At 72.3% G+C, this 13,535-nt stretch carries 15 protein-coding genes, 2 pseudogenes and 2 riboswitches; of the genes and pseudogenes, 6 read left to right on the forward strand and 11 right to left on the reverse strand.

The features are described from left to right. From AOK18_RS22650 to AOK18_RS22685, 9 genes and pseudogenes are all read right to left on the reverse strand, one after another. Positions 1-324: pseudogene (locus tag AOK18_RS22650) on the reverse strand (arylsulfatase); the annotation flags it as partial. Between the two features lie 16 nt (positions 325-340). Further along, a complete protein-coding gene (locus tag AOK18_RS22655; RefSeq protein ID WP_055574650.1) occupies positions 341-688 on the reverse strand; it encodes a GNAT family N-acetyltransferase in 348 nt (115 codons plus the stop codon). A gap of 42 nt (positions 689-730) precedes the next feature. After that, entirely contained in the window at positions 731-1,150 is a 420-nt protein-coding gene (gene panD, locus AOK18_RS22660; RefSeq protein WP_055574649.1) for an aspartate 1-decarboxylase, read from the reverse strand. A gap of 454 nt (positions 1,151-1,604) precedes the next feature. Further along, a complete protein-coding gene (locus tag AOK18_RS22665) occupies positions 1,605-2,210 on the reverse strand; it encodes a nucleotidyl transferase AbiEii/AbiGii toxin family protein (protein ID WP_055695532.1) in 606 nt (201 codons plus the stop codon). Then, a complete protein-coding gene (locus AOK18_RS22670; protein WP_055574647.1) occupies positions 2,207-2,569 on the reverse strand; it encodes a hypothetical protein in 363 nt (120 codons plus the stop codon). Before AOK18_RS22670 ends, AOK18_RS22665 begins: the two co-directional genes overlap by 4 nt. 143 nt (positions 2,570-2,712) lie before the next feature. Beyond that, positions 2,713-2,877, reverse strand: coding sequence for a hypothetical protein (locus AOK18_RS33090; protein WP_157865147.1), 165 nt, complete (start codon positions 2,875-2,877; stop codon positions 2,713-2,715). A 653-nt stretch (positions 2,878-3,530) separates the two neighbouring features. Then, the gene (locus tag AOK18_RS22675) at positions 3,531-4,241 is read right to left on the reverse strand and encodes a (2Fe-2S)-binding protein (RefSeq protein WP_055695533.1); all 711 of its coding nucleotides are present in this window, start codon (positions 4,239-4,241) and stop codon (positions 3,531-3,533) included. Positions 4,242-4,276: 35 nt separating this feature from the next. Continuing rightward, positions 4,277-4,681 carry a hypothetical protein gene (locus AOK18_RS22680; protein ID WP_099048930.1) on the reverse strand — a complete coding sequence of 135 codons (405 nt, stop codon included), beginning with the start codon at positions 4,679-4,681 and terminating at the stop codon, positions 4,277-4,279. A 62-nt stretch (positions 4,682-4,743) separates the two neighbouring features. Further along, positions 4,744-4,867: riboswitch (cobalamin riboswitch) on the reverse strand. Between the two features lie 74 nt (positions 4,868-4,941). After that, positions 4,942-5,928 (reverse strand): ferric reductase-like transmembrane domain-containing protein, encoded by a 987-nt coding sequence (locus tag AOK18_RS22685; protein ID WP_055695535.1) that lies wholly within the window; start codon positions 5,926-5,928, stop codon positions 4,942-4,944. Positions 5,929-6,129: 201 nt separating this feature from the next. Continuing rightward, a riboswitch (cobalamin riboswitch) is annotated at positions 6,130-6,361 on the forward strand. 232 nt (positions 6,362-6,593) lie between these two features. Here AOK18_RS22685 and AOK18_RS22690 point away from each other — a divergent pair. The 6 genes and pseudogenes from AOK18_RS22690 to AOK18_RS31245 all read left to right on the forward strand — a co-directional run. After that, positions 6,594-7,451, forward strand: a complete 858-nt coding sequence (locus AOK18_RS22690) for a GHMP family kinase ATP-binding protein (protein WP_055572349.1) — start codon at positions 6,594-6,596, stop codon at positions 7,449-7,451. After that, complete coding sequence (locus AOK18_RS22695) at positions 7,448-8,470, forward strand: cysteine synthase family protein (protein WP_055695536.1); 1,023 nt, start codon at positions 7,448-7,450, stop codon at positions 8,468-8,470. Before AOK18_RS22690 ends, AOK18_RS22695 begins: the two co-directional genes overlap by 4 nt. Continuing rightward, the gene (locus tag AOK18_RS22700) at positions 8,467-9,708 is read left to right on the forward strand and encodes an ATP-grasp domain-containing protein (RefSeq protein WP_055695537.1); all 1,242 of its coding nucleotides are present in this window, start codon (positions 8,467-8,469) and stop codon (positions 9,706-9,708) included. The genes AOK18_RS22695 and AOK18_RS22700 overlap by 4 nt, the downstream gene beginning before the upstream one ends. After that, positions 9,701-10,969, forward strand: coding sequence for an MFS transporter (locus tag AOK18_RS22705; protein WP_055695538.1), 1,269 nt, complete (start codon positions 9,701-9,703; stop codon positions 10,967-10,969). The genes AOK18_RS22700 and AOK18_RS22705 overlap by 8 nt, the downstream gene beginning before the upstream one ends. Next, on the forward strand, positions 10,938-11,687 hold the full coding sequence (locus AOK18_RS22710; protein WP_055695539.1) for a class I SAM-dependent methyltransferase: 750 nt from the start codon (positions 10,938-10,940) through the stop codon (positions 11,685-11,687). The genes AOK18_RS22705 and AOK18_RS22710 overlap by 32 nt, the downstream gene beginning before the upstream one ends. 89 nt (positions 11,688-11,776) lie before the next feature. Next, positions 11,777-11,938, forward strand: a pseudogene (locus AOK18_RS31245) (iron chelate uptake ABC transporter family permease subunit); the annotation flags it as partial. Between the two features lie 6 nt (positions 11,939-11,944). Here AOK18_RS31245 and AOK18_RS33425 read toward each other — a convergent pair. Then, positions 11,945-12,097, reverse strand: a complete 153-nt coding sequence (locus AOK18_RS33425) for a hypothetical protein (RefSeq protein ID WP_167738727.1) — start codon at positions 12,095-12,097, stop codon at positions 11,945-11,947. Positions 12,098-12,228: 131 nt separating this feature from the next. Next, on the reverse strand, positions 12,229-13,535 hold a 1,307-nt coding region (locus AOK18_RS22720; RefSeq protein ID WP_055695541.1), incomplete at its 5' end, for an endo-1,4-beta-xylanase.

Here is a 13,535-nt window from a genome sequence, read left to right on the forward strand (position 1 = left end):
GGTCGACCGGCCGATGGCGGCCACGGCCGCGCCCGCCATCGGCCGGTCGACCCGCAGCACCGGCACACCGGCCCGGCCGGCCGACGCCTCCGCGACCGAGCCGATGGTCGAGCACGTGCACAGCACGGCCCGGGCACCCGTGGCGACGGCCTCCCCCAGCTTCACCCGCACGTCGTGTGCCACGGCCTCGGGACCCGCCGCGCGGGCCCGGTCCAGCAGCTCCTCGTCGACGAGGTGCCGCAGCTCCAGCTCCGGGTGGGCCTCGTCGCGCAGGACGTCGAAGACGGGGACGTGGACGGGCGAGGTGTGCAGGAGGGCGAGCACGGGGACGTCCGGGACGTCAGGAGTGCCCGGGGCGCGCCGCCTGCCACTCCTGCGCCGCCCGGATCAGCTCCGGGGAGGCCGCCGGAGCCCGGTCGGGGTGACGCGCGGCCCACGTGACGACGTACCGGCAGAGCGGGGCGACCGCGACGCCCTCGCGGGCGGCCGTGGCGTACAGCTCCCGGGTCAGGGAACCCGCGATGCCCTTGCCCTCGTGAGCGGGTTCCACGACGGTGTGCACCGGCACGATCGCACGCTCGGGCGATGCGAGCACGAAGTACTCGATCCTGCCGACGACATCGCCGTCGCCCGCCACCGCTTCCAGCCGGCCCGCCGCCCGGTCGTCGTGGATCTCGATGTCGCTCATGAACGCATCACGCTCCCGCCCTGTCCGTCACCGTCCGCGCCGTCAGGCCTCGACGGCCTGCGGGCTGCGCCGCTGGTCCGACCCCGGCACCGGCTCGGACGGGTCGGCGCCGAGGGCGACGATGCGGTTGTCGCCGTCCACGTGCACCACCCGGGGTTCCAGCGCCCGCGCCTCGGCGTCGGTCACCTGAGCGTAACTGATGATGATCACCAGGTCCCCGGGGTGGACGAGGTGCGCGGCGGCCCCGTTGATCCCGACGACACCCGAGCCGCGCTCCCCCTCGATGACGTACGTCTCCAGCCGGGCCCCGTTGGTGATGTCGACGATGTGCACGAGTTCACCGGGCAGCAGGTCGGCGGCGTCGAGCAGATCGGCGTCGATCGTCACGGACCCCACGTAGTGCAGGTCGGCCTGGGTGACGGTGGCGCGGTGGATCTTGGACTTGAACATGGTGCGCAGCATGGTGGACTCCCGGAAGACGGCTCCCTGCCCGCTTCCTGCAGGTCAAGGGCGGCGTTCACTGTACATCGGCGCGCCTTGGACTCGAAGATGCCGAGGAACATCGATCTCACTTAGGCAAGAAGGCTCCTCGCCTGCGCTTCCGTGAGGAAGAAGGTTTTCGCACTGTCGCCGGCCGAGCACCTGTCTCGGACCGGACCTGGGAGAGGGAGCGGGACGCGGTGTTCGACCGTTGCCGCAGCCCGGTCTCGCCGTGAGTCCACCGCGGGGTGTCGCTCGGCCTCCCTGCACATCCGCCGTGCAGGGCAGCCACCACCGTGGACGGCCCCGGGTGGGAACCTGCCGGCTGCACCGCATCCTCTCGTTGCAACGGCGGTGGAGGGGACGGACGCGTGACCGCCTCTCAGGCGTTCTCGTCATGGATCCGCGTTCCCAGATCCTCCGCCCACTCCAGCGCCTATGCCTTGAGTTCCTCGATCTGCCGGGGGGTGAGCCCGTACGCGGTGTAGTCCTCGTCCTCGTACCAGTCCGCGCCGACGAGCCGGTCCCGGAGGTCTTCGATGCTGAACTCGTCGTGGGCGCGACGGCGGCCCAGGGATTCGAGGTCGGCGGTGGAGCGGTGGCGGGAGGCGGCCTGGACGTCGATGAGGTCGCGGACGGTGCCGCGGTCGGCCAGGGCACGGACCTTGGTGCCGATCACGTCGTCGAGGGAGAGAACGGGGCCGTAGGGGGTCTGGGCGGGCGGGGCCCAGAACGCCTCCTTGAGGACGTCCACCTCGCACTCCTCGCCGGTGTCCGGATCGGTGACGAGGAACCGGCCGCTGAGCGGATCGGTCCGGACGTGCGTGGTCCGCCATCCGCGCGCGCCGAGGCCTGCTGTGAGTGAGGCGACGATCTCCTGCATCGGAGCGGGGTTCTCGGTGGCGACGTCGAGGTCACGGCTGAAGCGTTCGACCAGGCCGTGGGCCTGCACGGCGTATCCGCCGGTGAGGACCAGAGGGTAGGGGGAGCCGAGGTCGAGGATGTCGGCGAGGAGACGCTCGTGGAGCGGAGTGAGCCTCACGCGGCGGTCGTGTCGGCCGGAGCGGCGCGGAGCAGCTCGGGGAAGGCATCCTCCCAGACCTCGCGGATGTAGGGACTGACCAAGCGCCGCAGCACGGGCCACTGCTCGGTGAGCAGCCGGTGGTGCAGGAGGGCCACCAGGTCCTCGTTCAGCCCTTCGGCGAGGACGGTCCGGTAGAGCGTCATGCGGGACTTCGGACGGTCCAGGCTGTAGCTCGTCCGCCCGGACCAGACGATGTGGAGCGGCAGGTCCACATCGCCCTCGACGGGACCGGCCAGCTCCTGCAAGCGCTCGGGCAGCCGGCTGCGGTAGCGGCCCCTCAGCACCTCGGCACGGGAGGGGGTGGTCGTCGTGTCCATACATCCAGTATCGCTGCTGGGAAGCGGCGGCACGGCGGATACGGGGGCTCTTCTGCCGTATGCACGAGTCGGGCACCATCCGCCCTCCCTCGGACATCCCACCCAGGGGGCGCTCAGCGCATCACGGTCTGCCCATGCAGCCCTCAGGTGGCGCGGCAACCGGCTGCCCTGCCGGCCCGGGTCCAGCCCCGCTCGCGAACACGGGCGATCACGACGCAGCAGGTCGCGCAGAGGGCCGCCGCGGTGGAGCCGGCTACGGCTTCGGTCTCGGTCTCGGGGACGACGACGGTGTCGAATCCGAGGCCCATGGCGCCGGTGCAGTGGACGAGGAGAACAGCGGGACGGGCGAGGTCTCGGTGACGGCCGGAGGAAGCGGGCGACATCCATGAGGCACGCCGCTTCGGCCCCGAACGCAGCCCACTCACTCAGGATCCATGCGGCGGACGAGCTGCCGAGTCACGCGGCGAACCGCCCGAGCGGGAGCCGGGCACCTGGGCCCTGGTCCCCGTCATGACGGCCACCAGGCCACCAGGTCAGCAGGCTGGGACGCTCCCGCGCCCGATGCTGATCATTCGCTGACCCGAGCGGAGTCACCACGCCTCTGACCTGCACAGATATCCAGATACTAGATCTTGGACTTGAACACGGTGCGCAGCACGTCGGACTCCCGGAAGACGGCTCCCTGCCCGCTTTGTGCAGGTCAAGGGCGTTCTTCACGGTACACCGGCACACATCGGGCTCGAAGGCCGTGAGGAACATCGTTCCCCTCCGGCGAGAAGGCTTCCCGCCCGCGTTTCCGCACGAACCGGGCTGTTGTGGCGTCACCGGCCAAGTGCCTGCCCGGGCAGCCGCCGCGGAATGTGCGGGGGCTGGGCCGATCGGACGCCGACTCACCTGACGGCACATCAGGTGCACGAGGAACGCCCGCTGTCCGCCGCGTCCCCCGGCACACGGAGGTACCTCATCGCGGGGCGCGTCGGGGCGTACGGCCGGCCAGTCCGCAGTCACCGCACTCCGAGCCGTTCGGCGCGCGGTAGTAGAGGCAGCAGCTCAGGCGGCGGAACGCGAGGTCGGGTCCGGTGAGCACACCGGTGCCCGCCAGGCGTCCGGTGTCCAGCAGCGCGGTCGTGAGGTCGGTGAGCGGCCCGCGTACGGCGGGACGGAGCGCGAGCAGGGCGTGGGCCGCCCCGGCGAGCGCCGACGCCGAGTTGCCGTCCAGCAGACGCGGGGCGACCTTGACGCGCAGACCGTCGGCCAGTGCCGACAGGTGACGTGTCACCTGCTGGTACAGGGCACGGGCGGGGTCGTCGTCGAGCCGGTCGACGTGCCAGCCGGCCGGCCGGGGCAGCCGGAGCGCCGGTCCGTCGTCGGCCCGCTGCAGTCCCTCCAGGTCGAGGACGATCCCGTGCAGGACGGCGCAGGCCAGGGCCGGTGACCAGAGGCGGGCGGCGTGACCGAGCTGGGCGATGGAGACGTCGACGCGCGGCTCCCGGGTGCGGTGGCGGCGCGCGACGGCTTCGGCGAGGTCGGTGAAGCCCGCCGCGTAGGAACGGGCGACCGGATGCCAGCCGTCGTCCCGTCCGCCGACCCGCAGGGCGAAGAAGTGGCCGAGGCCCGCCACGTGGTGCAGGGCGGCGGTGACGGACGCGGCTGAGGCACGGGCGTCGTGCATGGTGGTGTCCTCCCTCCGGCTCTCCGTCCGTACCGTCAGGGGGCCGTACGCCGTCGCGGCGGTGTGAGGGCGTACAGGTCGAGGATGTCCGGCCGGGGTGCGACGCCCGGTCCGCCGGCGCGTGCCCAGGCGGCGATGTCCTCGGTCGCGTCCGGGTCGTTGACCAGTCCGAGCCAGACGGGCCGGGCACCGGCGGCGCGGCCCTCGGCGGAGGGCTGGACGACGATGACGCCTGCCTGGTCGCAGACGTCCAGGCAGGCGGACACCCGCACCGGCACCTGAGCGCGCAGGCGTGCCGTCTGGGCCGCGTGGTCGACGCCGGTCACCTTGGGGCTGCCGCAGCAGCAGTCGCGGCACACGACGACGCGGCACGGCACGGGGCCGGCCGCCGTTCCGGTCCTCGCGTCGTCGGTCGTTCGTCCGGTCGGCGTTGCGGGCATGCGGTGCCGTCCCTCTCTCCGGGGAGATCCGCCCCGGTGGTCCGTCGAGGAGGCGACCGCGTGAGTCTCCTGGCTCTCGGGTCGATGCTCGTCCCGGCCTTCCCACCCGTTGCCGGGCAGTGGCCTGTCGGGACTCGCTCGCCGATCACAGTGGCGGGACCGCGCCGGATTCGCACCGGCTTCCTCGTTCCGCCGTCGCCCTGTCGCCGGTCATCATCCCATCCCGGGGCCCCGTCCCGCCCGCCCGGTTCCGGCCGCCGTCAGTCCGTCTCCTGGGCGTGCGGGGCCGTCGCGGGCGGATGGGTCGGGCGGTCCCGTCCGCCGTCACGGCCGGACACCATCACGACGACCAGTCCGACGACGACTGCTCCGACGGCGACCCGTCCTGCCGCCCGCACCCACCACCCCGGCCGGGCCGCACCCCCGCGCCCGCCTGGGGGGCCCAGCCGTTCGGCCCGCCGGACCGGCCTCAGCAGACGGAGCAACAGCATTACCGCAACCGGCAGTTGCAGCAGCCACAGGACGGTGCGCGGCCACTCCCCGTACCAGACGTTGGTTCCGTAGAGCAGCGTGTGCCACACGCTCAGCACGTACACGACGATCACGAACCGGTGCAGCCGGCGCCAGGTGTTCGCTCCGATGCGGTGCCGGGCGTAGAACAGCAGCCCCAGCGGGATCGCCAGGTACAGGGCGCCCTGGCCGATCGGGATGGCGATGCGGCCGGTCCCGGAGTCGTACCAGCCCGGCACGAAGGTGTCCGCGAAGGCCACCCACAACCGCTCCGCCCACGCCACCTTCGTCTCGTAGCGCACGAGTTCCGCCGCGAACATCAGTGCGTGCGCGGACATCAGCGCCGTCGTGGTCAAGCTGGTGGTGCGGTGCCAGCGCTCCAGGACCTGCCGGGAGACCGGCAGTCGGCCGGGGCGTGGACCCGACAGGAGCAGACCGAGCATGACCGTGCCCCAGGCCCACAGCAGCGCCGACCAGCCGAACGCCTGGCTGAGCAGGTACATCCAGTAGGTGCCGGGGTCGTCCATGAAGGGCATGACCGCGACGGTGTCCGAGGTGCCCGATTCCATGCGCGCCCACAGGAGCACGAAGACGAGCGCCGTGACCACCACCGCCGCCGTGGCGTCGGGCAGGGCGGACCGCAGGTCGTCGCGCAGCGCGACGCGGTCGCCGGGAGGCCGTTGCCGTCCGGGCGGGACCGCTGCCCCGTCCTCGTCCGACTTGGCGTCTGGCAGCATCAGGGCCTCCCGGGCACGGAGCACCGCAGGGACGGTGCGCATGTGGCGTGAGGCAACAAGTCTGGCCCAGGGGGCGGTGAGCGCCGAGGCGGTATCCGGCCAGAGTCGTCTCGGGGAGTGCGCGGGCACACCTGGTTCTGCCTCGCCTTCACATTCAGGACAACCGTCGGACTCCCCCTGTCGCGGGGGTACGGGCGCCTCTACTCTGATGCACGCAGTCGGTTCGCGCCTCCCGTCCGCCCGGACGCCCGGTGGCGCGACGCAAGAGGGAACCCGGTGCGAATCCGGGGCTGTCCCGCAGCGGTGAGTGGGAACGAAAGCCGTCGACGTCACTGGGCCCGTACAGGGCCGGGGAAGAGACGGCCGGTAGGCGTCCGCCCTTTCGGCGGACGTGCCCGCGAGTCCGAAGACCTGCCACTGCGCCCGCGTTCCGCGCGGGCTGTGCACGTGACCTCGTGGACTGGGTCGGCGGTATGGGCGGTCGTACGTCGTGCGTGCGGCCGCGCCTCCTTCCCTGTCCGTGTTCAGGGTCCGGGACGGAGGAGGAATGGGTGCGTCACCCGGTCGGCCCTCTTCGGGCACATCGTCCCGGGGCGGGCGTGCCGGCCGGCGGCGCCGAGGCCGGTCCCGGGCCCCCGCCGGGGGACCGTCCGCCGGACCGCACCGTGTCGGGTGTCTGCCACGGCACGCTGGGCGAGCTGTACCAGGGCCCGTTGCGACCGGCCGCCGAGCCCGAGATCGCGGTGGTGTCCTTTCCCGTGGACCGCCACTCCTGGGTGTACTTCACTCCGAGGGCGGCGGCCGGTCCTCCGCCGCACGCGCCGCCGCTCGGCGAGAAGTCGGTGGCAGCGGCCCGGCTCTTCCTGGACCACTACGGCCTCGTCCTGCCACCGGGCGACTGGCGCACCCACTCCGAACTGCCGGTGGGCGTGGGCATGGCCAGTTCCACGGCGGACATCGTGGCGACGCTGCGCTGCCTGTTCCGCGTGTTCTCCCTGCCGTACGACGTGGACGTGGTCCTCGGCATCCTGGCGGACATCGAGCGCGCCGACAGCGTCTTCCTCGACGAGTTCGTTCTGTATCTCAGCGGCCGGCACCGGGTGGTGCGGCGGCTGGGCCCGGACGTCGGCTTCCACACCGTCTTCGTCACGGAACCCGGCACGGTGGACACCGCCGCCGTCACTCCCCTGCTGCTGGACCACTACCGGCGCCGCGGTGAGGAGTACCGGCGGTGCCTGACCGATCTGGTGAAGGGCTTCGAATCGGGCGATCCGGCCGCCGTCGCCCGCGCCGCGACGATCAGCGCCGCGTTGTCCCAGGAGGTGCTGCCCAAGGCGGTCTTCGGCAGCCTGCGAGCCCATCGTGAGCGGTTCGGCGCCGACGGCGTCTTCGTCGCCCACACCGGCTGCCTGGCCGGCTATCTCTTCGCCTCGCGCCCGCCGGCCGAGGTCAAGTCCGAACTCTCCGCGTTCTTCCATTCGCTCGGCCACCAGTGCACCTTCGCCCGAGGAGGCTACGGGTGATCCACCCCCACATCGCCGACGCCCTGAAAGTCCCGGACCTCGTCCGGCTCACCGACGGACTGGTCCTGCTGCGATTCGAGTCGATGAAGATCTACTCGGCCCTGGCCGCCGTCCGTCATCTGCTGGAGCGGGGCACCGTCCGTCCGGGCCAGACCCTGATCGACAGCTCCAGCGGCATCTACGCCCACGCCCTCGCGCTGGCCTGCCACCGGTACGGCATGCGGTGCCACATCGTCGCGTCCACCACCGTCGACGCCACCACCCTCACCCAACTGGAGATCCTGGGCAGCACCGTGGAACAGGTCAGACCGTCGCGGGACCTGAAGCTCGACCAGGAACTCCGGGTGCGACGGGTGCGGGAGATACTCGCCGAGCGTCCCGGCCACCACTGGATGCGCCAGTACCACGACGACGTCCACTACCTCGGCTACCACGAGGTCGCCGACCGGATCGCGGCCGAGTTCCCGGGCGTGCCGCTGACCGTCGTCGGCGGGGTGGGTTCCGGAGCCTCGACCGGCGGCATCGTGGAACGCCTGCGCTCCAGGGACCCCTCCGTGCGTCTGGTCGGCGTCCAGCCCTTCGGCAGCGTCACCTTCGGCAGCCAGGACCATCACGATCCCGAAGCGATCATCGCCGGCATCGGTTCGTCGATCGTCTTCGACAACGTCCGCCACTCCCTCTACGACACCGTGCACTGGCTGGACTTCACCCACGCCATGTCCGGCGCCGTCGCCCTGCTGCGCGAGCACGCGGTGTTCGCCGGGCTGTCCACCGGCGCCGGCTACCTGACGGCGACGTACGAGGCCCGCCGCCACCCCGACCGGCTGCACCTGGTGATGGGGGCCGACACCGGACACCGCTACGTGGAACGCGTGTTCGCCCGGCACGCCGAGGCCCTGGACCCGGCCGCGCTGAAGCCCGTCGAGGTCCGCGGTCCGGAGGAGATGACCATGCCCTGGTCGAGGATGACGTGGCGGCGCACTCCCCGCCCGGCCCACTGGAAGGAGCGGGCGGTATGACCGTGGCCTGCCTGGAGTCGCTGACCTTCGGCCTCGGCCGTCTGGTCCGCGCCGCCGACCTGCTCGGCGAGCGCCTGCTGCTCCTCACCCGGGACCCCGCCCACTACGCCCACGAACTGGACCGGCTGCCCGCCGGCGCCCTCGACGTCGTCGTGACCGACACCTTCGACGTGGAGCGGGCCGCCGAGCTGCTCCGGCACACCCCGGGGTTGCGCGGCCTGATCAGTTCCACCGACACCTGGACTCCGGCCGGCGCCGCCCTCACCGAACGCCTCGGCCTGCCCGGTCTCGATCCGGCCGTCCTGCGGCTGACCCGGGACAAGGCCGCCGTGCGCACCAGGCTGCACGACGCGGGTCTCACCCGCGGAAGGGCCGTCGAGAGCGCCGGCCCGGACCGCGCGGCACGCGGGCTGCTGCTCGAGGGGGCGGGACTGCCGCTCGTGCTCAAGGACACGGCGGGCACCGGGAGCCAGAACGTGTGGCTGGTCCGCGACGAGGGCGAACTCGACGCGGCGCTGGCGGAGGCGTCCGGCCGGGACCTGAAGGGGCGGTTGTTCGCCGAGCCGTACTTCAGCGGCCCGGTGTACAGCGCCGAGACACTCACCTGGGACGGCCGCACCCGGCTGCTGGGCGTCTCCAGTCGGCTGATGTCGCCGGAGCCGCGCTTCCGGGAGGAGGTCACCGCCTTCCCCGTCGCCTTCCCGGACCCGCGGCGGACGTCGCTGGAGCGTTGGCTCGACCGGGTGCTCGCCGCCATCGGCTACACCGACCGGTTCGCCCACGTGGAGTTCGTGCTGACCGCCGACGGCCCGGAGGTGGTGGAGGTCAATCCCCGGATCGGGGGCGCGCTGGTCGGGGAGGGCATGTGCCGGGCGCTCGGCGTCAACGTGTACGAGGCGATGCTCGAGGCCGCGCTCGGACGCCGCCCCCGTCTCATGGACGCGGCCCTGCCCGGCGGTCCGGCCGTCGCCTTCGTCCTGGGCTACCCGGCCGCGCCCGGCGTGTTCACCGGCGTCGCCGGGCTCGACCGGCTCACCGGCATGCCGGGAGCGCCCGCCTGGTACCCGGTCAGGCGGGCCGGCGACCTCATCGAGCACCTGGGGGACAGCCGCGGATACGCGGGCATCGTGTACGCCGAGGCGGAGACCGCCGAACTCGCCACCCATCGCGCGGTGGCCGCTGCCAACGCCCTGCGCGTCCTCACCGACCCGGCCGGCCGGGAGGCGCCCGGTGGGTGAGCGCACCACCCGGGGACCGGGTCTGCGGGCCTCGCTGTTCCCGCTCACCGGCCCGCTGCGGTTCCTCCTGCTGAGCTCGTTCCTCATTCCGCTCGGCAGCTTCATGGTCCTGCCGTTCATGTCGGTGTTCCTGCACGAGCGGCTCGGGATGGGGCTCGGCACGGTCGGCGTCGTCCTGGCCGTGGCATCGCTCGTGCAGTTCTCCGGCGGCATCGTCGGCGGGGCCCTCGCGGACCGGATCGGGCTGCGCCGCACGATGCTGTGGGCACTCGTGGTGCGCACCGCCGGTTTCGCCGGGTTCCTGCTGGCCCTGCGCTGGCCGCCCCTGGCGGTCGGCGCGCTGGTCCTGACGTGCTGCGGTGCCGCGCTCTACCTGCCCGCGAACAAGGCGTACCTGGTGCACGGCGTCGACGACGAGCGCCGCCCGGCGTTCCTGTCGGCGGGCAACGCGGCACTCAACGCGGGCATGGCCGTGGGCCCGCTGATCGCCGGGCCGTTCGTCCTGTCGTCACCCGGCCTGCTGTTCGTGGCCGTCACGGCGCTGTTCCTCGCGGTCACGGCGGGACACGCGCGACTGCCGGGGACGGCCGCGGAACACCCCACCGGATCGGAGGGAACGGCCACCCCGGGTCTCCTGGCCGGCGTGGCGCTCCTGCCGTTCGCCGCCAACGCGCTGGCCTTCTACCTCTACTTCCACTTCCAGCACTTCCTGGCGGTGTACGCCGTCGAGCGCGCCTCCAGCGCGTTCTACAGCGTGGTGCTGCTGCTCTGCTTCACGCTGGTCATCGTCGTACAGCCGCTCGCGTCCGGCCTGATCCGGCGCATGCCGTACGCCCTCGCCCTCGCGGTCGGCTTCACGGGCCTGGCGGCGGGCCTGGCCGTGCTGGCGGCCGGTACCCGGACGGCACTGCTGGCGGGCGGGGCGCTGATCACCCTGGGCGACATCGTGCTGTTCCTCAAGAACGACCTGGAGGCGCTGCGCCGCAGTCCTCGTTCCGACGCCGTGGTGTTCGGTCAGCAGCGGCTGGCCGCGGGTCTGGGCGCCTGTGCGAGCGGCGTGCTGGGCGGGCAGCTGTACGGCCTCGGCGAACGGGCCGGGCACACCGGCTGGTTCTGGCTGCTGGCGGCCGCCCAGTGCCTGCTGCTCCCCCCTCTGCTGCTCACGTTGCGCCGTCGCACGGCGCGGCGCCCTGTCCCCGACGGCGACCATGAAGGAGCACTGACGCGCGATGACACGGACGGGCGGATTCCAGGACGATGACTTCTGGACCGAGTTCCATGACTTCCTCTTCTCCGAGCAGCGCCACGAGCAGGCCGGGGAACTGCTGGACACCTCTCCCCTGCTGGCCTTCCCCGAGGGGTCGCGCGTGCTGGACCTGTGCTGCGGGCCGGGGGTGTTCACCGTGCCGCTCGCCCGCCGCGGTCACCGCGTGACCGGAGTGGACCTGAGCCCGGCCATGCTGGAACGGGCACGCGAGCGGTCGGCCGACGCCGGTGCCGAGGTGACGTACGTGCGGGCCGACGCGCGCGAGTACGCGGCACCGGGCGGCTTCGACGTCGTCCTCAACCTGTTCACCTCCTTCGGGTACTTCGAGGACCCCGCCGACAACGCGCGGGTGCTGCGCACCATGCACACCTGCCTGGCGCCCGGCGGCACGCTCGTCCTCGACCTCGCCGGGAAGGAGCTCCTGGCCCGCAGGGTCACCCCGCCCAAGGTGGTGCGGCGGGGTGAGGACGTGATGGTGCAGACCGACACCGTGCTGGACGAGTGGGCGCGGCTGCGCAGCGAGTGGGTGCTGGTCCGGGGCGAGCGGGTGACGCGGGCCACCCTGACGTGGTTCGTGTACAGCGCCGTGGAGCTGCGGCGGATGGCCGAGGAGGCGGGGTTCGGCCGTGTGCGGGTCTTCGGCGGGTTCGACGGACGCCCCTACGACGAGAACGCGGAGCGGCTCGTCCTTCGGGCTGTCCGCGAAGCGTGAGGCAGGCGCGGGGCGTGCGGCCGGTCCGCACGCCCTTTGCCGCGGGCTCGGGAAACGCAGGATCACCCGGTCATCGCCGCGACGGGAGAGGCGTGCTGGTCGCGGCGGCCGGACCGATCGGCTTCGTCGGCCTGACGATGCCGCACCTCGTGCGTCTGTTCGTCGGCGGCGACCACCGCCGGGTCCTGCCGGAGGCGGCACTCGGCGGAGCGGTGTTCCTCGCCTGGGCCGACATCGCCGCACGGACGATGGTTCCGTCACGGCGCGTCCACCGGCCGGCCCGCGCCGTCGGCGGTGGACGCGCCGGAGACGTCCGGCGCCTTGCCGCCGTCGCGACCGGCCGGGGCGTACCGGGCATCGGTGTCCGTCGCCGCCGCCTCGTCGGGCGCCGGGTTCACCACGGCGGGCATGCCGGTCGCGAGGGCCGCCGCCGTGACGGCGGCGGCCCTCGGCCTGCCTTCAGTGATGTCTTCGTGGAGGGACGTGCGAAGCCGCACCGCAGGCCGTCACCGGTTCACCCTTCCGTTCGGGGCGGGCCTCGTCAGGAGCGGGTCCAGCGCTGGTTGTCGCCGTTCGAGCAGGTGTAGAGCTGGACCCTGGCGCCGTTGCCGGTGCCGACGGCGTCGAGGCAGAGACCGGACTGGACGCCGACGATGGATCCGTTGGAGCCCATCCGCCACTTCTGGTTGTCGCCGCCCCAGCAGCTGTAGATCTGGATCCTGGCGCCGTTGCCGGTGCCGGCGGCGTCCAGGCACTTGTTCCCGTAGACCCTGAGCTCACCGGCGTCGGTAAGGGCCCACTGCTGGTTGGTGCCGGTGTGGCAGTCGTACAGCTGGACCTGGGTGCCGTCGGCGGTGCCGGCGTTGGGCACGTCCAGGCAGCGGCCCGAAGCGGCGCCCTTGATCGTTCCGCCGTCCGCGGGCGGTGTGGTGGAGCCGCCGTTGAGTGCGTTGAGGACGGCGGTGTACGCGGGCTTCTTGCTGCCGTCGTTGTTGAACAGCAGCGGCGTGTCCCCCGACCGCCAGGAGTCGCTGTCGCGCACGCCCCAGACGGTGATGCCGAGGCAGCGGGAGACGGCCAGGCAGTCGTTGACGACGTTGGCGTAGGTCGTGGACGAGGCGCCCTGGATGTCGAGTTCGGTGACGGCCACGTCGACGCCGAGGGCGGCGAAGTTCTGCAGGGTGGTGCGGAAGTTGGCGTTGTAGGGGCTGCCGCTGTTGAAGTGCGCCTGGAAGCCGACGCAGTCGATCGGCACGCCGCGCTGCTTGAAGTCCCGCACCATGGCGTACATGGCCTGGGTCTTGGCCCAGGTCCAGTTCTCGACGTTGTAGTCGTTGTAGCAGAGCTTGGCGGACGGGTCGGCGGCGCGCGCGGCGCGGAAGGCGACCTCGATCCAGTCGTTGCCGGTGCGCTGCAGGTTGGAGTCGCGCCGGGCTCCGGAACTGCCGTCGGCGAAGGCCTCGTTCACGACGTCCCACTGCGCGATCTTGCCCTTGTAGTGGGCCATCACGCCGTTGATGTGGTCGATCATCGCCTGGCGCAGCGCGCTGCCGCTGAGGCTCTGCATCCAGCCGGGCTGCTGGGAGTGCCAGGCCAGGGTGTGGCCGCGTACCTGCTTGCCGTTCTGCACGGCCCAGTTGTAGACGCGGTCGGCGGCGGTGAAGTTGAACTGGCCCCGCTGCGGCTGGGTGGCGTCGACCTTCATCTCGTTCTCGGCCGTCACCGAGTTGAACTCACGGTTCGCGATCGTCGCGTACGTCGAGTCGCTCAGCCTGTTCGCGGCGATGGCGACGCCGAAGTAGCGGCCGCTCTGCGCCGCGGCGGCGCCGAGCGTGCTCTCGGCGGCCT

This window comes from Streptomyces prasinopilosus (assembly GCF_001419695.1).
In the GTDB taxonomy this organism is placed as follows: domain Bacteria; phylum Actinomycetota; class Actinomycetes; order Streptomycetales; family Streptomycetaceae; genus Streptomyces; species Streptomyces prasinopilosus.